Source organism: Streptococcus sp. HMSC071D03 (genome assembly GCF_001812125.1).
Classification (GTDB): Bacteria; Bacillota; Bacilli; order Lactobacillales; family Streptococcaceae; genus Streptococcus; species Streptococcus pseudopneumoniae_N.
On record NZ_KV807807.1, the window covers coordinates 1 to 18,660 of the forward strand.

General features: G+C 38.1%; 22 protein-coding genes and 1 pseudogene. 3 read left to right on the top strand and 20 right to left on the bottom strand.

Annotated elements, in window-relative coordinates; all coding sequences use genetic code 11:
- The 19 genes and pseudogenes from HMPREF2837_RS09215 to HMPREF2837_RS09300 all read right to left on the bottom strand — a co-directional run.
- A partial coding sequence (locus HMPREF2837_RS09215; protein ID WP_148131860.1) for an aminoglycoside phosphotransferase family protein occupies positions 1-535 on the bottom strand: 535 nt, incomplete at its 3' end.
- A gap of 106 nt (positions 536-641) precedes the next feature.
- Positions 642-1,250, bottom strand: a complete 609-nt coding sequence (locus tag HMPREF2837_RS09220; protein WP_049549480.1) for a Type 1 glutamine amidotransferase-like domain-containing protein — start codon at positions 1,248-1,250, stop codon at positions 642-644.
- Positions 1,251-1,307: 57 nt separating this feature from the next.
- Positions 1,308-1,736 carry an aminoglycoside 6'-N-acetyltransferase gene (gene aac(6') / locus HMPREF2837_RS09225; RefSeq protein ID WP_049549479.1) on the bottom strand — a complete coding sequence of 143 codons (429 nt, stop codon included), beginning with the start codon at positions 1,734-1,736 and terminating at the stop codon, positions 1,308-1,310.
- 373 nt (positions 1,737-2,109) lie between these two features.
- Positions 2,110-2,430 (bottom strand): TfoX/Sxy family protein, encoded by a 321-nt coding sequence (locus HMPREF2837_RS09230; protein WP_049549478.1) that lies wholly within the window; start codon positions 2,428-2,430, stop codon positions 2,110-2,112.
- Positions 2,431-2,451: 21 nt separating this feature from the next.
- A pseudogene (locus HMPREF2837_RS10915) lies at positions 2,452-2,592 on the bottom strand (VOC family protein); the annotation flags it as partial.
- Positions 2,593-2,711: 119 nt separating this feature from the next.
- A complete protein-coding gene (locus tag HMPREF2837_RS09235; RefSeq protein WP_049549477.1) occupies positions 2,712-3,203 on the bottom strand; it encodes a nucleotidyltransferase in 492 nt (163 codons plus the stop codon).
- Positions 3,204-3,223: 20 nt separating this feature from the next.
- On the bottom strand, positions 3,224-3,556 hold the full coding sequence (locus HMPREF2837_RS11750) for a hypothetical protein (protein ID WP_152901838.1): 333 nt from the start codon (positions 3,554-3,556) through the stop codon (positions 3,224-3,226).
- A 94-nt stretch (positions 3,557-3,650) separates the two neighbouring features.
- On the bottom strand, positions 3,651-4,394 hold the full coding sequence (locus HMPREF2837_RS09245) for a CPBP family intramembrane glutamic endopeptidase (RefSeq protein WP_075230880.1): 744 nt from the start codon (positions 4,392-4,394) through the stop codon (positions 3,651-3,653).
- Positions 4,395-4,541: 147 nt separating this feature from the next.
- Complete coding sequence (gene rlmD / locus HMPREF2837_RS09250; RefSeq protein WP_049549475.1) at positions 4,542-5,897, bottom strand: 23S rRNA (uracil(1939)-C(5))-methyltransferase RlmD; 1,356 nt, start codon at positions 5,895-5,897, stop codon at positions 4,542-4,544.
- 72 nt (positions 5,898-5,969) lie between these two features.
- Positions 5,970-6,944, bottom strand: a complete 975-nt coding sequence (locus HMPREF2837_RS09255) for a DUF1002 domain-containing protein (protein WP_049549474.1) — start codon at positions 6,942-6,944, stop codon at positions 5,970-5,972.
- An 82-nt stretch (positions 6,945-7,026) separates the two neighbouring features.
- Positions 7,027-7,629, bottom strand: coding sequence for a lysozyme family protein (locus HMPREF2837_RS09260; RefSeq protein ID WP_049549473.1), 603 nt, complete (start codon positions 7,627-7,629; stop codon positions 7,027-7,029).
- Positions 7,629-8,603 carry a nucleoid-associated protein gene (locus HMPREF2837_RS09265; RefSeq protein WP_049549510.1) on the bottom strand — a complete coding sequence of 325 codons (975 nt, stop codon included), beginning with the start codon at positions 8,601-8,603 and terminating at the stop codon, positions 7,629-7,631. Before HMPREF2837_RS09265 ends, HMPREF2837_RS09260 begins: the two co-directional genes overlap by 1 nt.
- A 7-nt stretch (positions 8,604-8,610) precedes the next feature.
- Complete coding sequence (glyA, locus tag HMPREF2837_RS09270; protein WP_049549472.1) at positions 8,611-9,867, bottom strand: serine hydroxymethyltransferase; 1,257 nt, start codon at positions 9,865-9,867, stop codon at positions 8,611-8,613.
- A gap of 66 nt (positions 9,868-9,933) precedes the next feature.
- Positions 9,934-10,365, bottom strand: a complete 432-nt coding sequence (locus HMPREF2837_RS09275) for a GNAT family N-acetyltransferase (RefSeq protein WP_049549471.1) — start codon at positions 10,363-10,365, stop codon at positions 9,934-9,936.
- A gap of 1 nt (position 10,366) precedes the next feature.
- Positions 10,367-10,969 (bottom strand): L-threonylcarbamoyladenylate synthase, encoded by a 603-nt coding sequence (locus HMPREF2837_RS09280; RefSeq protein WP_049549470.1) that lies wholly within the window; start codon positions 10,967-10,969, stop codon positions 10,367-10,369.
- A complete protein-coding gene (gene prmC / locus HMPREF2837_RS09285; protein WP_049549469.1) occupies positions 10,953-11,789 on the bottom strand; it encodes a peptide chain release factor N(5)-glutamine methyltransferase in 837 nt (278 codons plus the stop codon). The genes HMPREF2837_RS09280 and prmC overlap by 17 nt, the downstream gene beginning before the upstream one ends.
- Positions 11,789-12,868: a peptide chain release factor 1 gene (gene prfA, locus HMPREF2837_RS09290; protein ID WP_001028815.1), complete on the bottom strand. Its 1,080-nt coding sequence runs from the start codon at positions 12,866-12,868 to the stop codon at positions 11,789-11,791. The genes prmC and prfA overlap by 1 nt, the downstream gene beginning before the upstream one ends.
- A gap of 9 nt (positions 12,869-12,877) precedes the next feature.
- On the bottom strand, positions 12,878-13,357 hold the full coding sequence (locus tag HMPREF2837_RS09295) for a GNAT family N-acetyltransferase (protein ID WP_049549468.1): 480 nt from the start codon (positions 13,355-13,357) through the stop codon (positions 12,878-12,880).
- Positions 13,347-13,946 (bottom strand): thymidine kinase, encoded by a 600-nt coding sequence (locus HMPREF2837_RS09300; protein WP_049504679.1) that lies wholly within the window; start codon positions 13,944-13,946, stop codon positions 13,347-13,349. The genes HMPREF2837_RS09295 and HMPREF2837_RS09300 overlap by 11 nt, the downstream gene beginning before the upstream one ends.
- 122 nt (positions 13,947-14,068) lie before the next feature.
- On the opposite strand from HMPREF2837_RS09300, the gene HMPREF2837_RS09305 reads away from it, so the two are divergent.
- Together HMPREF2837_RS09305 and mnmE are read left to right on the top strand one after the other, a co-directional pair.
- On the top strand, positions 14,069-14,251 hold the full coding sequence (locus HMPREF2837_RS09305; RefSeq protein WP_001117401.1) for a 4-oxalocrotonate tautomerase: 183 nt from the start codon (positions 14,069-14,071) through the stop codon (positions 14,249-14,251).
- Between the two features lie 122 nt (positions 14,252-14,373).
- Positions 14,374-15,747, top strand: a complete 1,374-nt coding sequence (gene mnmE / locus HMPREF2837_RS09310) for a tRNA uridine-5-carboxymethylaminomethyl(34) synthesis GTPase MnmE (RefSeq protein ID WP_049549467.1) — start codon at positions 14,374-14,376, stop codon at positions 15,745-15,747.
- A gap of 394 nt (positions 15,748-16,141) precedes the next feature.
- Here mnmE and hemH read toward each other — a convergent pair whose 3' ends face one another.
- On the bottom strand, positions 16,142-17,236 hold the full coding sequence (gene hemH / locus HMPREF2837_RS09315; RefSeq protein ID WP_049548107.1) for a ferrochelatase: 1,095 nt from the start codon (positions 17,234-17,236) through the stop codon (positions 16,142-16,144).
- 154 nt (positions 17,237-17,390) lie between these two features.
- Here hemH and pepT point away from each other — a divergent pair, with 154 nt between their 5' ends.
- Positions 17,391-18,614: a peptidase T gene (pepT, locus tag HMPREF2837_RS09320; protein ID WP_049548108.1), complete on the top strand. Its 1,224-nt coding sequence runs from the start codon at positions 17,391-17,393 to the stop codon at positions 18,612-18,614.
- Positions 18,615-18,660: the final 46 nt, after the last annotated feature.

The following is an 18,660-nucleotide window of genomic DNA, read 5'->3' on the forward strand; positions in this document are numbered from 1 at the left end:
TGAAATTCCCGATATGATAATCTCCATGTTGGAAGACCTGAGGTCTATCTTTTAACAATTCTCGATTTGCATTTAAAAAATCAATAAAGATCTGACCATTTTCATATTGGACGGGACATTCTTTGTATTTTGCGATTTTGTCATCAATTTTTTGATTAAAAAAGGATTCCCAATCTTCACGAACTTCTGTTAAAGAGAGTGAATGAATTTTTTGAAGGATGCTTCCTGCTTCTACTCCGTAAGTGTATTGTTGTTCTTTCGAAACAGTTAAAATGGTTTCTCTTGCATCTTTCCCGTCTATCCATTCGTGTAAAGAATGTACACCATCATCGCAGAGTTCTATGCTAATTGGTCTACACATTGGAACTCCAAGAAAAGCTACTTTCTCCATCATATCAAATTCAAATTTTTTAGAATCTAACTTCTCCTTATCAGAAACACGCAAGAAATATTTTTGCTGATTTTGATCTGTCACACAATATTTTTTATCATCTGACCAGCCTTTATTTATGGCTATCTTACTACTAAAATCCATCAAGCACTCTCCGATTCATTTCACAACACTTTTTGCAGTTTTCACTAGTAACCTATCCAGTTCATCAATACTTTAGTTTCGTAGATTCAGATTCGCATGATTAAAACTAGTCAATTTTCTCTATGATATTTCCAAGTTTATCCAATACAAGACAGGAATGATCATTTAGTGAAATTATGGGAACATTAACGAGTTCTTCAGCTCTATCCTTATTAGCTTTATCATTCCATGAATCATAATGGACACTAATTAAAAACTGATTAAAGAGTCCTAATCCATTTTTTATCTTTATCTGATGATCTGAATTATCATTAGGTGAAACATAGACTTTTTTTCCTAATAATAGGGCTCCTGCAGAAAACCCTATAACTTTCGCCCCTTTATTCAGCATACGATCGATATAATTTTTGAACTGCTGATTGACGTAAGTAGCTAAATACTTTTCCGTATTTCCACCACCGATAATGATGACATCAGCATCTAGATAGCTACCAAAATTAATCTGCTCAATGTCCAAGAGTAAGTAATCAGTGTTTAGGTTAGAAAAATGGCTTTGGAAAACTTCCGTGTACTTTTTCATATAGGGTTGCCAATTTTCTCGATAAACTGTAAAAATGACAATTCTTTCGATCTTCCTTGATGACATAATTTTATTAACAATCGTATGGTTCTTTATCGGCGGATTTCCACCCATCAAAAAAATTTGTTCGTCCAATCTTTCACGCTTTCTAAAGATACATAAAGTTTAAACAAGTTTATTCACGTTTCTAAATTATAATTTCTTCTTAAAATGAATAATTCTATTTGCCTCCTGAAATCCAATATTGAGATGAAATCCTATAGAATCCGTATTCGTTAAAGTACAGTCACTTGCAAATTCCTTACATCCTTTATTTTTCGCCCATTCCTCACATTTTGTACAGAGATTTTTAGCAATATCCTTTAAACGATATTCCTCGTCGACAATAATCCCTTCTAAGAATCCAACAGGACTATATTTACAACCTTCAACATAATCAAATCTGAGTGAACATAGTGCTAGACCTACAATTGTGTCACCTTCAACTTCAGTAAAGATTGCAGTATTTTTGCCATTCGTATATTTTTTCACTTCATCAATAGCTTCTTTATCGGTCAATTGGGGCCATAATTGTTTCATTAGTTTAGCCGTTTTTATAGAATCTTTTGTTATTCCATCCATATTGATGTTCCTCCGCAAATTACAAGCAAATGTTACGAATCATGCTGTTCCTTTGTTACTCATTGATTGATACCAATACCATCCCCTTCTACTTTTCGCTGTCTCAGATCGGAAGAGCAGAGCCACGCACTCAGCGGTTCGGACTTACCGTATCATTTCGTCGGTTTCCCTCCTCATTCTACAAGTACTATCCCATGGGCGGAGCATCTACTTCTACTTCGCTGATGCCTCAGCTCGGACAAGCAGTGATACGACCTCAACATGAAACGAGCGAACACTAATTATGCCAGGTAGTCTTGTCTGTTCTATAAACTTTTTAACGATAGCATAAGGTTATCGTTAAATAGTATTACCTAGATAAACTGAGATTTTATTATTTCTTTTTCTTTGGTTTTGTTGCAGGTAACTCATCATGCATTGAATTAAATAAGCCGGTTAAATATTCTTTGTTGTCAACATCATCTACCAATAGCATTTCCTTTGCACCTTCATACGGCAATTCGTATTCTACATTCGACATATACGCTATTGCAGATTTGACAGGCTTCACTAAAAATCTATCATCATAAATTCCACCCATTATTTTCCCTCGATAATAAATTATGTATTCCCCCATCATTGCTCTATATGATATTTCTTCCAACTCGGACAATTGTTCTAAAATGAAATCTAAATATTCTTTACTTGAAGCCATTTTTGCTATCTCCCTTAATTACTAAAATTTCAATAGTCCATTTTCATCAAATTGAAAATTGGGTCCCCAAGAAACTTCCCAATAATATCCATCTAAATCCGAAAAATATACGTGATATCCACCCCAGAAAAGTCCCTGTGGCTCTTTTACAATTTTTCCACCTGCTTTTTCTTACTAATTCTAGTACTCGCAAATATAGTATAAATTAAATAACCAATAAAAATGATAATAAAAATAACATAGCAGCCAGTCTTACAACTTACTACTTTTCATATGATAATTTACAAATGTCTTTCCAGCCACTCGATCTTTTTAAAATCCTTATTGTTATTGTGATCATTTCGATAGGAGTCTTGAGAAGAAGCTTTGTAAATACTTAGATACTGCTCCAGACTTGGAAGACGAAAAGTGATGCCTTCAATGTGAATAAGCTCTATATCCGATTCCGAAACTCCTGCAAAATCAAGTAAGGAATCGATACTTCCAAATTCAACACTCACTCGATCCTTTTTGAATTCATGCTCATGAATATCTATTAAGACGTAGCCTAAGTCTTTCATCACTTTCATTATCTTGTCCCAGTCATAAATTCTGAGATGATCAGGTGCTTCCCAACCTCTAGGGTCACCAGGCACATGAATGTCAATGTCAGACGGCCCCCAATTTTCTTTCGTTCTAAACTCCAATCCCAAAGAACCCATCAGTGTCGGTGTAATTCCGACTCGATTTAAATGGAAACAAATGGTTTTAAATTCTTCAAATAAGAGACTCATGTTTACTCTAAACCTTTCATCTAAATGTTCTTTATTTCTACTTTATTACCTTGAACAAAATCATCTTCATTTTCTAGAGTATATCCAGTTATTTTGGATACAAATTCTTTTCCTTCTTTTAAGGACCCAAATACGACTAGATCTTTATAAGAAGGATTTTGATATAATTCCAACATATACATCTCTAGTCCTTCTGATTTTTGAACGATTATCCACATTTCACTAACAAGCTTACACATTCGACATGTGATAATATTTTTTTGTACTAATAAACAAAAGGCAATGAAAATCATTTTAAAATGATACTGTGGAACGGAAAGATTTTCGCTAGTTCCAAAAGAAACGATATTCATCATTCCACTTGAAATTACAACAGAAAATTCTTTAACATCGATTATCTAGATAGACCGATTGTTACCTTCAATAAAGGATATCCTGATCTAAATTTTAAAATGTTGTTTCCTTACTAATTCTAGTACTCGCAAATATAGTATAAATTAAATAACCAATAAAAATGATAATAAAAATAACATTAATTTTTAACACAAAATAGAGATTTAACAAATTTGCGAACGCATGAAATAATATACAGTATCCCACAGATTTCGTTTGACGGTAAAGAAGCCCAAAAACAAAACTTAAAAATAATGTATATATAAAAAATAAAATGAAAGGAAATCCTTGATGCCTTTCTCCAACTATAAACCATAAAGGCAGATGCCATATTCCCCAAATTGATCCTACAATCAAATTAGATTGCCAATAAGTATATTTTTTATCAAGTAAGGGTTGTAATATTCCTCTCCATCCTAATTCTTCATGTCCACCACCAAAAAAAATTAGTTGTATAAAGAATAATGGCATCAGATAAATTGATACTTCATTTAATTCTAAGGAAGATACAGAAAATAGTATCAAAATTGCTAACAAATGAATGATGAAATAAATACTACTATTTTCTTTCTTACTAAATACAAAATGTTTAAATTTTATATTATTCCTTTTCAAATAAAAGCCACTTGCAATAGCTGGTCCAAGTGCACCTACTATATGTAAAGTTCTTCCTATAATCGTTTCTATTCCAAAAATATGAGATTGCGTAAAGATGGCAAGAATCCCCCAAGCTATATAAGTAATTCCAAATGTACAATAAAGATAATTTTTTAAATTCTTTTTGTCAATTTCTGTCATTTTATTGCCCTTATCTTAATTATTTTATGAATAATATTTTTACTGCTTCTTAGTTGCTGTCGATTATAACTACCTATATTCTATCACAAAAACACAAAAAAAGCCTTACAATCAAGGCTTTTGATTATCCCTTTCGTTACAAGGTTTCTAGGCTTTTACCAGCAAAGCTACACACTCAACGTGATGTGTTTGTGGAAACAAATCCACCAGCTGGACTTTCTTCAATTCATAGCCCAATTCTTGATAGAGTTTGATATCACGCGCCATGGTGGCGACATTACAGGAGATATAGGCAATGCGGTCAGATCCTGTTTGGGCGCTTGCTTTGATAAAGCTTTCGGTCAAGCCCTTACGTGGAGGGTCAACCAGGATGGCAGTTGGTTGGATGCCTTCCTTGAGCCAATTCTTCATGGCATTTTCAGCTGTGTCACAGACATAGTGGGCATTGGTAATACCGTTCAACTCTGCATTCTTCTGGCTATTTTTTACTGCTTCTGGGATAACTTCCACTCCGTAGACTTCCTTAACGTGCTTAGCGACTAATAAGCCAATAGTTCCGATTCCTGAATAGGCGTCAATCACCACATCCTCTTCTCTTAACTCCGCAAAATCAATAGCTGTCTGGTAGAGCTTCTCAGCCATTTCTGTATTGACCTGATAAAAGGCTGGTCCAGAGATTTGGAAGCTATTCCCTAACATTTGGTCCGTAATGTAATTTTGACCATAGAGAACCCGCCATTCTTTCCCGAAAATGGCATTGGTATTTTGGTCATTAATATTTTGCATAACTGATACGATTTCTGGAAACTGCTTGATAACTTGTTCAATCAACTGTTCTACTCGGAAAATTTTAGGACGAGTTGTCACCAAGATAACCATGATTTGACCTGAATGATGTCCACGACGAACGACAAGGTTACGAATCAAGCCAGACTGTTCCTTCTCATCATAGGGTTTTAAGTCATAACGACGAAGCAACTCTCGTAAAACAAGGATAACTTGGTCGATGACTGGATCCTGAATATAAAAATCTTCTAGAGGCATAAGGTCATGAGAATTCTTACGGAAAAAACCAGTCTCCAGAACACCATTGACACGACGAACAGGAACCTGAGCCTTGTTACGATACTTGACAGGATTTTCCATGCCAAGAGTATGAGCAACCTCTACATCCGTGATTCCAGCAATCTTATAAAGGCTGTCTTTCACTTGCTTGGTTTTAAACTTGAGTTGCTCTGGATAAGCTAGATGTCCCAAGTCAGCAATGCCTGAACGCAGGTAAGCCAAATCTAAGTCTTGATTACGATGTGGAGACTGTGTGAGGTATTCCTCGACCTTACCAAAGCCAATCTTCTTGTTGACTTTAAGGACTCGCATAAGGATTTTTTCAGTCGGTAGAGCATTCTCTACAAAAAAGATCAAGCCATCGACCTTGGCAACACCTGATCCCTCATGGCTCAAATCGACAATCTCAACTTCTACAATATCATTTTTCTTTAACATAATTTTCACTTTCTATGTGCCGAAAAAAAGACGGCAACTGTTCTGTTACCATCTATTATACCATGAATTGACCTAAGCACCAAAACTCTTGAAAAAGTTTACAATTGCTTGCCAAATAGCACTGAGAATATTGCCCCCATCCTCAAATGCTTTATTAGCATCAAAGTTAAGGTCAATATTGCTGAAACTATCACCTGCTTGTGCAACAATGCTTTGTTTCAAATCTTTTAGGGTCTTTGTGAAGTCTTCGTTATTCAGAATATCACTCTTTGAAAGATTAAAGGCAAAGTTGATGATGATATTGATCTGATTTCCTGTTATAACCTGATCCAGCTTATAATTTTTCAATGTATCTTCTACAATCTTACGAACATCATCTTCTGTAAGCTCACCCTTGGACTCTTTAGCCTTAGCGATAGCAGACTTGATATCGGCAAGGGCTACATTGAGTTTATTGGCATCATAGCCTGATTTATCCTTGTTTTCATCGTTGATGTCTGACAAGGCTTTTAGCTCTTTCTGAGCTAGGTCTTTATTTTCTTGAGGAAGTTGAACACCATTAGCTTCTAATGAATAGTAAATACCTGCTAAGGCACTTTCACCTGTTACAGGGATTGGTGCCGCAACGGTGATACGCGCGTGCTCCACACCCAAGGTAACAGCCGCATTACGGTACATGTCTTGGGTCACTTTAGTGATATTTTCAGGTGTTTCAATCTTGACTTCAAGTGGAGATTTTTCACCTAATTTTTGAATTTTTGCAGATGAATAGAGCTGGAGACTAGAGTCATTGGCGACGTTCATAATCTTTGAGTAGACATCTGGCGTCATAGTCTTCAGTTCTTTGGTATCTGTAGAGGCATTATAGCCGAGTTTTTTTAAGGTTTGATTTTTTTGATCCTCTGTTAATGATGAACCCAAGACGTACTCAGGTTGAACATAAGTTTCATCAATTACTTTTTGAACATCAGTGGCTGCTTGAGCGCTTTGCAAAGTTGCAACTGCTAAAAGAACTGCAGCACTAGTCAGAAAGAATTTCTTTCTCATTGGACGCTCCTCCTTTTCCTATCTAGGATAGTCGATTAGCCTTAAAGAAAGCTTATAAAAGCACCTAGAATTTTCTAAGTGCTTAAAATAGATTAAAAAATTTAATAATATAGAGATTCAATCTAACCTGCCTCGAATAATAGTAATTCCCCCCATCAACGTAGAGTTCAGCCCCGCTAAAGAGTGAAATAGGATTAAGGTAAGTGTAGGTTTCTCCAGTTGTATTTCCTAAAATTGGAGCAACTGTTTCTCGTGAGTATTGTTTGGCTAGGGCAAGTGTATTCTCTTTCCCGTTTTGAGCGATAAAATCGATATAAGCTGGACCAAAGTTATATGCCTGTACAGCAGTCCAAACATCTACTTCTTTTTCTTGCGCTAAATAAAGATTTTCAGTCAAAGTTTGAATTCCCTGACGAATACTACTCCTATTGTCAGAAATTGTATTTGTCGTACCGCTAGCAGACTCACTGGACTGCATCACGTCACTTTCTTTACCTTTGGTTTCGGTATAAATCATGGCCAAGACTAGTTCTTCATTTGCTGGCGTATCTTGCTCACTTAAAACTTCTCGTACCAAGGATTGATAGGTCATGACCTGCTTCACATCCTGATACATATGAAAAAGTTTATAGCCAGTAAATAAGATAAGAACAAGTAGCAAGACCCTTCTTATAAATTTAAACATTATTTGCTTTGTATATCCTCGATGTTTTTGATTAAGATAGAGTAGGTTCCATTGTCATTTTGGATAAATTCTACCGACTCAGCATCTTGGTAAATATTATTGGGTACAATTAATTCAATACCATTTGACAGAGAAAGTTTTTGGTTTTCAAATTTCTTTAATTGGCGACTAGCATCGATTTCATCAAACTGAACTGGCTCTGGCACTGCTTCCTTGACTTGATCAATAAAGCTAAGACGTGCAGTGAGATTGTTGTCAAAAAGGTCATTTGCCAATTTTTCAGGAGACAATTCATTACTTTCTTCAAGGTTGTTGAAAATAGCAGACTTGACCTTGGATTGAAACTGGAAATCGTCTGTGTTGAAGGTTTCTGCAATTCTCTGAGCCGTTTTTTCCAGCTCCTTGATTGACTTCTTAGGTGAAATCTTTGGCTGAGCCTGAATCAAATTCTCAGAAAAATAGTTCAAAAAAGTTCCATTATATTTGATTCGTTTTTCGATCAGATGGTACTTGCAACTCTGAAGATTGACGACCAAGGCCTCGTCAGCTCCCGTTCCAAATCCAGGAAGGTTATTCTGAGTCAGCTTGATTGGATTGTCAACTTCTCCGCCTAGATGGGTCAAGGTTTCTCGTAGGGCAATTCGTAAGAAAGCGAAATGTTCTACACCTTCTTTAGAAAATTGCACAAAAATCAAGTCATTGGTCTTGAGGTTTTCAGAAATACTGAACTCTTCTTTCCAGAGATTAGCCAGTGTTACTGATGTCTCCAACAAATCGTCTGTGATATGATTGAAGAAGGGATTTTCTTCTTCGAAAATCCCAGTCTTGGCTTCATCTGAATACACACGTTCAATTTTCTTGCGCAGGTATTCTTCGATTTTTGGAGTGATATTGAGAAATTTATCCGCTAGAAACAACTCGGTGTCATCTGGGCTGAACTGATGGATAATGGCTTTCTTAATATAAATGTCCATAAAAGTATTAGTCCTCATACAATGGGAAGGCATCTGTCAATTCTTTAACTGCACTTCTCACTTCTTCTAAAGCAGCCTCATTTTCTGCATTCTTAAGAGCTTTAATGATGAGCTCAGCCACTTTACGGCTTTCTTTTTCACCAAAACCACGTGCAGTTGTTGCTGCTGCTCCGATACGAATACCACTTGTCTTAAATGGTGACAAGGTTTCGTAAGGGATTGAGTTTTTATTTAGGGTAATATTGACCTCATCTAGCAAGTTTTGAGCAACTTTTCCGTTTTCTACAACTTTTGTTACATCAACTAGGAAGAGGTGATTTTCAGTACCACCAGAGATAATACGGAAATCAGGGTCTTGCAAGAAGACATCTGCCATAGCCTTGCTGTTCTTGATGACATTGGTAGCATATTCCTTGAAGGCTGGATCCAAAACTTCTTTGAAAGACACAGCTTTAGCAGCGATAACGTGCTCCAAAGGTCCACCTTGGATACCTGGGAAAATAGCTGAGTTAATTTTATTAGCTAGATCTTCATCGTTGGTCAAAATCAAACCACCACGTGGTCCACGAAGGGTTTTGTGGGTCGTTGTTGTAGTGATATGAGCATAAGGCACTGGACTTGGATGAAGGCCTGCTGCAACTAAGCCAGCAATATGAGCCATATCAACCATGAGTTTAGCACCAACAGCATCTGCAATTTCACGGAATTTTGAAAAATCAATAATTTGAGAGTAGGCTGAAGCTCCTGCTACGATGAGTTTAGGTTTCACTTCTTGGGCTTGTTTCAAGATAGCGTCAAAGTCTAAGAGTTCTGTTTCAGGATCAACGCTATAAGAAACAAAATTGTAGGTTTGACCAGAGAAGCTGACAGGAGCTCCATGAGTCAAGTGCCCACCTGCTGCCAAATCCATTCCCATGACCGTATCACCTGGCTCAATCAAAGCCATATAGGCAGCACAGTTGGCTTGGCTTCCTGAGTGGGGTTGGACATTGGCAAACTTGGCACCAAAAATTTCTTTTGCACGTTCAATAGCTAGACTTTCTACCACGTCTACCACATCAGTTCCACCATAATAGCGACGTCCTGGGTAACCTTCGGCGTATTTATTGGTCAAGATAGACCCTTGAGCAGCCATAACAGCCTTAGAAACGACATTTTCAGACGCGATTAGCTCAATATTGTTTTGTTGGCGTTCCTCTTCTTTGGCAATGGCATTCCAAAGATCTGCATCATATGATTTAAAATCATCTTTGTCAAAAATCATAGGTCTTCTCCTTTATAGTGTGACAGGTCTTTAGTTTGTTTTTACAACAAGAATATAAAATCCAAACTAAAAAATGCGAATAAACCGTTTCTGCGTCTTATCGCAGGTATAACCAACTTTTTCATAGAAAGCATGCGCACCTAAACGATGGTCTGCAGAATTTAAGCGAATAAAGTTATAGCCTCGTTTTTTTGCTTCATGTTCCAAGCCTTGGAGTAAAGTTTTTCCGATACCCTGACCCTGTGTTTGAGGCAAAACAGCTAAAGCTAGGATATTAAAACCTGGTTTTGAATAAAGGGATTCATAAACCTCGGCATGAACATAACCAAGTAAGTCATGGCTGGTCGAATCCTCGAAACCCAGTAGGTAGTGATGAGAGTCTTGAGATAACTTATCTAGTTGACTAGACGTTTCCTCTAAACTAAACGAATAGCCTAAAGCTTTTTTGTTAATCTCACAAATAGCTGCAACATCTGTTGCTTTCAAATCACGTAGCATATCATACCTCCTCAAAAGGAATCGCTGGTATCTTGGTAAGGATATCTTCTCGAGTAATCGCTCCTTGGCGTAGAATCTTTACCTTGTCGCCAGATAAGTCTAAAATAGTAGAATCTTTACCTGTTAAAAAACTATCGTCTTCAAATCCCAAGACCTCTTGGTCAAAATCATGAAGAATCTTTCGAAAAGTAACTCCACTTGATTGACCAGAGATATTAGCAGATGGGCCAATTAGAGGTCCAAATTCTCGTATCAATTCAAGAGTTACAGGATGACTAGGCATTCGAAATCCAACTGTAGTCAAGTCTGAATTGACCCAGTAGGGAACTCTGTCATTAGCTTCTAAGATAATGGTCAAAGGGCCTGGCAAAAAACTTTCAACCAATTGTTGTAAATAAGTTGGCTGATTCTTAGAAAAGTTCAAGATATCGTCTAGACTAGCGACATTGAGATTGAGTGCCTTGTCTCTTGGACGACATTTAAGCTGATAAACATGGTCAACAGCCTTTTCATCCAATGCTTTTGCAAAAAGTCCATAAACTGTCTCCGTTGGCAAAACAACAGCTCCACCATTTTCAAGCTCGTGCTTAATTTTCTCCATCATCAATGACAACCATCCTATCTTGGCCAAATTGGTCTTTCAGAGTTCGAACTCGCTTCTCGGGAAAATTTTCCTTGAAAAGAGCTGGAACGCTTTGGCCTTGTTTGTAGCCAATTTCAAGATAAATCTTACCACCATCATTTAGATAGTCCTTTGATTCTTCCGCGATTCTGCGATAGATCGCTAGACCATCCTCATCTGCAAATAACGCCAGATGAGGTTCTGAGTGTAGGACATTCAAACCAACTTCTGACTCATCTCTACGAGAGATATAGGGTGGATTGGAAACAATTATATCATATTTTGAAAAAATTTCAGAGAAACAATCAGATTTTTTAAAAAATATATTAAAATTTTGAAATTCGGCGTTTTTGCTGGCCAAATCGAGAGCATCTTGAGAGATATCGCTAGCTGTGATTGTCCAATCTGGTCTATTTTTAGCTAAAGCAAGGGCGATAGCACCGCTTCCTGTTCCGATATCCAGAACTTTGAGATTTTCCTCTGGATTCTCAGCTAGGATGAGCTCCACCAACTCTTCTGTCTCTGGACGGGGAATCAAGACCCGCTCATCGACCTCTAACTGCATCCCAAAAAATTCTGCATGACCGATAATGTACTGGGCAGGTATATGATTTGCCAGTTTCGTGTAAATTTCCTCTACAAACTCTTTTTCTTCCTCTATAACTTCTTGCTGGAGGGCAAAGACAAAGTCTGTAAAAGATAGATTTTTCAGGCTACGATAGACAAAGGAGAGGCTTTCTGCTTCCTCTCCCTGTGCTATCAACTTTTCCTCAAAATCCTTAAAAATTTGAGCTAATTTCATTATTTGTTTAATTCTTCCAATTTTTGCGTTTGATCATAAAGAACCAAGGCATCCACAACTTCATCTAGTTTACCAGACAAAATAGTATCAAGTTTTTGAAGGGTTAAGCCAATACGGTGGTCTGTGACACGATTTTGTGGGAAGTTATAGGTACGGATACGTTCTGAACGGTCACCAGTACCGATAGTAGACTTACGCTCAGCGTCCTGCTCATCTTGGGCAATCTGTGCAAAGTGGTCAGCAACACGCGCACGGATGATCTTCATAGCTTTTTCACGGTTTTTCTGCTGGGTACGTTCTTCCTGCATCTCAACCTTGATATTGGTTGGCAAGTGAACAATACGAACGGCAGTCGCAACCTTGTTGACGTTCTGTCCACCAGCACCAGATGCGTGGTAGATATCCACCCGAAGGTCTTTTGGATCAATATCGTACTCTACTTCTTCCACTTCAGGCATAACGAGAACTGTCGCTGTAGAGGTATGAACACGGCCTTGGCTTTCTGTCACAGGGACACGTTGAACACGATGGGCACCAGACTCATACTTAAGCTTAGAGTATACAGACTGACCTGATACCATAGCAACCACTTCCTTGAAACCACCGACACCGTTCATAGAAGCCTCCATGACTTCAAAGCGCCAGCCTTGGGCTTCAGCGTACTTTTGGTACATGGTTAGCAAATCACCAGCAAAGAGGGCAGCTTCATCACCACCAGCTGCTCCTCGGATTTCAAGGATGATGTTCTTGTCATCGTTTGGATCTTTAGGAAGGAGCAAGATTTTCAATTTTTCTTCGTACTCTTCTTTTTCTGCCTTAGCATCTTTGAGTTCTTGTTTGGCCATTTCTTCCAAGTCAGCATCTCCGCCAGACTCTTTAATCATTTCTTCAGCATCAACGATGTTTTGAAGGACTTGTTTGTATTCGCGGTAGGCAGTTACGGTATCACGAGTAGAAGCTTCCTCTTTTGAAAGCTCCATGAAACGCTTGGTGTCTGAAACTACATCAGGGTCACTGAGCAATTCTCCCAACTCTTCATAACGGTCTTCTACAGCTTGTAGTTGATCATAGATGTTCATTTTTTCTCCTTATTTTTCAATTGTTAAATCGTATATGGCTACTACTTCGTTCTCGGATATTTCCCCAGTTTCTTTGAATCCATAACTGAGGTAACAATATCTTGCATGTTCATTTTCTGGTTCATAAGACAACCAAAGTTTATTGCTTAAACCTACTGGCGCTGTCCGAACATAGTCTAGTACTTTATCCATAATTGGTTTAAAATATCCTTGATCTTGAAAATGCTTATCAATCATGAAACGAAATAGTAAATAATTTCCATTACTAATTCCGATTTTTTTATCATAAGCTAACATCACAAAACCTATGATTGCATCATTATCGTAAACTGCCAATGGAGCTACAAAATCTCCATTTTTAGTGTAGACATATGCTTCAGCTAAACTAATTGCGTTAGTAGCAATAAATTGTTTTTGATATTCCTTAACATCCAAATTCAGAACATCAAAATAATTTTCCATTGTAACATCTCTTAGTTCAATTGTCATAGTCTTGTTCCTTTTTGGATGTTATCAGTGGTGCAAAATAATGTTTACGGCAAACCGAGATATAGGTTTCATTGCCACCTATCTGGATCTGCTCACCATCATAGACTGGCAGACCATTCTGCGTACGCAACACCATGGTCGCTTTTTTCTTGCAATACTGACAAATGGTCTTGATTTCATCAATCTTATCTGCTAAGAGCAGAAGATATTTTGAACCTTCGAATAGTTCGTTGCGAAAATCATTTTTTAAACCAAATGCCATGACAGGTATGTCTAACTCATCCACAACACGAGCTAGGTCGTAAACATGGTGACGCTTTAAAAATTGGGCTTCATCGACAAGAACACAGTAGGGCATTTCAGGTAAATCTCGGATAAATCCAAAGATATCCGTTGTTTCCTCAATAGCAACTGCAGGTCTTTTCATCCCAATTCGACTTGAAACATAGCCAACACCGTCACGCGTATCCAGAGCCGAAGTCATAATCACAACTCCCTTTCCTTGCTCCTCATAGTTATAGGCTACCTTGAGAATCTCAATCGTCTTGCCTGAGTTCATAGTCCCATAACGATAATACAACTGTGCCATGTTTCTATTTCACGTCCATTCTAATTTTCTGCTACATTCTAGTATATCATATTTTCCAAAAGCTTTAAACGGCAAATTGTGGTAAAATAGAAGAAATCAAATAACTAGTGGAGGAAGCTATTATGCCATTTGTACGCATCGATTTATTTGAAGGACGCACGTTAGAACAAAAGAAAGCCCTAGCCAAGGAAGTAACGGAAGCTGTGGTTCGCAACACTGGTGCACCCCAATCTGCTGTTCATGTCATTATCAACGATATGCCTGAAGGAACCTATTTCCCACAAGGTGAAATGCGCACTAAGTAAAGCTTAAGCAATCTGCTTAGGCTTTTCTTTATAAGTAACATTCATTGAAGAAAATACTAAAATTTGTTACAATTTGAAGAGATATTAGTCTATACAAACAAATAAACTATAAAGGAATTGAAATGATTACACGGGAATTTGATACCATTGCAGCCATCTCGACACCGCTTGGTGAAGGTGCTATTGGGATAGTCCGCCTAAGCGGAACGGATAGTTTTGCCATTGCGCAGAAAATCTTTAAAGGCAAGGACTTGAGCAAGGTTGCTAGCCACACTCTTAACTACGGCCACATTGTTGATCCTCAAACTGGTAAGGTCATGGACGAGGTTATGATTGGGGCTATGAAATCTCCAAAGACATTCACTCGTGAAGATATTATCGAGATTAACACTCACGGTGGAATCGCCGTAACCAATGAAATTCTCCAACTAGCTATCCGTGAAGGAGCTCGCATGGCAGAGCCTGGTGAATTTACCAAGCGTGCCTTCCTAAATGGACGTGTGGACTTGACTCAAGCCGAGGCTGTGATGGATATCATCCGCGCCAAGACTGATAAGGCTATGAATATAGCGGTCAAACAATTAGACGGTTCTCTATCTGACTTGATTAATAATACTCGTCAAGAAATCCTCAATACACTAGCACAAGTAGAGGTTAATATCGACTATCCTGAGTATGACGATGTGGAAGAAGCCACTACTGCTGTTGTCCGTGAAAAAACTATGGAGTTTGAACAACTCTTGACCAATCTCCTAAAAACTGCACGTCGTGGGAAAATCCTCCGCGAAGGGATTTCAACGGCCATCATTGGTCGTCCTAACGTTGGAAAGTCTAGCCTTCTTAATAACCTCCTGCGCGAAGATAAGGCCATTGTAACGGATATTGCAGGAACTACTCGAGATGTCATCGAAGAATACGTCAACATCAATGGTGTACCTCTCAAATTGATTGATACAGCTGGTATTCGTGAAACAGATGATATCGTGGAACAAATTGGTGTTGAACGCTCCAAAAAAGCCCTCAAGGAAGCTGACTTGGTTCTACTTGTCTTAAACGCCAGTGAACCTCTAACTGCCCAAGACCGACAACTTCTTGAAATCAGCCAAGATACCAACCGTATCATCCTACTTAACAAAACTGACCTGCCTGAAGCGATTGAAACTTCGGAACTACCTGAAGACGTTATTCGTATTTCAGTCCTTAAAAACCAAAACATCGATAAGATTGAAGAACGGATTAACAACCTTTTCTTTGAAAACGCAGGCTTGGTCGAACAAGATGCTACCTATCTATCCAACGCCCGTCATATTTCATTAATTGAAAAGGCAGTTGAAAGCTTACAAGCTGTAAACGAAGGCCTCGAACTAGGAATGCCTGTTGATTTGCTTCAAGTTGATTTGACACGTACTTGGGAAATCCTCGGAGAAATCACTGGTGATGCTGCGCCAGACGAACTCATTACACAGTTGTTCAGCCAATTTTGTCTGGGTAAATAAGAAAAAACTAGGTCAAAAAAATGCTAGTCACCTAAAAAGAGGTTGGGACAAAAAGATCCCGACCTCACTTTTTATTATCAATCATAATTTGACGCGGTAGCTGATTGAACTTTTTGTTCGTCTTTTAGACTCCAAAAAGCTCCTAATCATCCTCGCGGGGCTGGGACTACGAAATCAAGACTTTGTCTATCGATTTCTGTCCCACTCTCTTTTTCTTACAATTTCTAAGTTAGATCCTACCTTAGCAGAAATCTGAAACAAACCTTATACTCAATGAAAATCAAAGAGCAAACTAGGAAGCTAGCCGCAAGATGTACTTGAGTACGGCAAGGGGACGATGACACAGTTTGAATTTGATTTTCGAAGAGTATTACCAGTTCTTTTCTATTTTCACTTAGTCTTTAGGTAATTTGCCAGCTTTTTCAAGCATTTTTTTGATTAAATAAGGCATCTTGACATTTTCACGACCTTTTTTCTCAATTAATTTTTTAACAAATTCTGGCATTTGTAAGTCTTGTGATTCATCTAAAATATTCTTAGTTTCCTCCGAAGGGACTAATTCATCAAAGGTCTCTTCTTCTGGGAGGAATTCTCTAAATTCTTTATGTTCGTTAGCTCGGACAATATTGACCAAGGCATCAATCAAACGAGAATCTGTATTTGGCATTGGTGGACGATGGTAGTTCACCTCCAATTCCTGGCATAAGTCATAACATTCCACATCATTGTCAAACAAAACTTCAATGTGCTCACTAATAAAACTAATAGGTACAAAAATATAATGCTCTGGATGTTCTTCCTGTTCTCTAAGATATTCCAGGACATCTGGTTTAATCCAAGGAATACCAATGTCACTTTCACTCTGCCAAGTGTTGGTATATTGCTCTGGTTTCAAGCCTAATTTCTCAGCAATTAACTTGCTATTTTCAAAAATCTGGTCGATATAGGGATCACCAAAATCCAAGGCAAAAACGGGAACACTGTGGGCAGAAAAGATGACTTTAAAGCTATCCTGTTTCACCTTTTCTTTTAAAATCTTAGCAATTTCATTTGTCCAATAGTTTAATAGGGCTTCTTCTTGATACCAGTCCTTAATAACTAAAAACTGAATTTGTTTACTTTCCAGAAACTTTTCGTACCCCATGACAGAGTAAAAGGAATAGTGTGGCTCCAAAATCAAGCAAATACACTTTTCAATTCCATCTGCTTCCATTTTCCGAATCACATCTGGAATAAAGGGGGTTGAAAATTTATTGGCAAAATAGACACTATATTCATTTCCCAATCTAGCTTCTACCAAGGCAACTTCTTCACGGGTAATTTTTTGTAGTGGAGTTCCTCCAATTCGAACATAATTATCATAAAGTGTTTGAATTTCATGGTCTTGAGGTCGAACTCCACGACGAATGTTGGTAAAAAAGTCGGCTACTCCTTCAAAGGTAATCTCTTCTGGGGAACCAAATGTCATCATTAAAATCGCTTTTTTCATCTCTGCATCCTTGTGATATTTTTATCTTTTTTATTGTATCACTAAAACAGCCATAAGTAAACGCTAACATAAGAATGTTACCTCCCTTCTGACTTTTGTTTTTCTCTTCTTTCTATGATACAATGGTTTTAAAAGAAGGAAAAAAGGAGTTACGATGAAATATCCAACATTGTTGGAGCGTTTTTTGACTTATGTCAAAGTCAATACTCGTTCTGACGAACATTCAACCACTACACCAAGTACCCAAAGTCAAGTAGACTTCGCAACCAATGTCCTCATCCCTGAGATGAAACGTGTTGGTTTGCAAAATGTTTACTACCTACCAAACGGTTTTGCTATCGGAACCTTACCAGCCAACGACCCAAGTTTTACTCGTAAGATCGGTTTTATCTCCCACATGGATACAGCAGATTTTAATGCTGAAGGTGTCAATCCACAAGTAGTTGAAAAATACGACGGTGGCCTTATCGAGCTTGGGAACTCTGGTTTCAAACTAGATCCAGCGGATTTCAAGAGCTTAGAGAAATATCCTGGCCAAACCTTGATCACTACTGATGGAACTACTTTGCTCGGTGCTGATGACAAATCTGGTATCGCTGAAATCATGGCAGCTATCGAATACTTGACTGCTCATCCTGAGATTAAACACTGTGAAATCCGTGTTGGCTTCGGACCTGATGAAGAAATCGGTGTTGGTGCCAATAAATTTGATGCAGAGGATTTCAATGTTGACTTTGCATATACAGTTGACGGGGGACCTCTTGGTGAACTTCAATACGAAACCTTCTCCGCTGCAGGTGCAGAACTTCACTTCCAAGGTCGTAATGTTCACCCAGGAACTGCTAAAGGGCAAATGGTCAATGCGCTTCAGTTAGCCATCGACTTCCACAATCAACTCCCAGCTGGAGACCGCCCAGAATTAACAGATGGTTACCAAGGATTCTACCATCTCATGGATGTGACAGGTACTGTTGAGGAAGCGCGTGCCAGCTACATCATTCGTGACTTCGAAAAAGAAAGTTTCGAAGCGCGTAAAGCTGCCATGCAAGCTATTGCTGATAAGATGAATCAAGAACTTGGTAGCGATCGTGTAACCTTGACTTTGACAGACCAGTACTACAACATGAAGGAAGTCATTGAAAAGGATATGACTCCAATCACCATTGCTAAAGCAGTAATGGAAAGTCTTGATATTGCACCAATTATCGAGCCTATCCGTGGAGGAACAGACGGTTCTAAAATTTCCTTTATGGGAATTCCAACTCCAAATATCTTCGCTGGTGGAGAAAATATGCACGGACGTTTTGAATACGTTAGTCTGCAAACAATGGAACGTGCTGTTGATACAATCATCGGAATTGTAGCTTATAAAGACTAAAGAGATCGGGAAAAAATTCCCGACCTCTTTTTTTATCAGCATCCTA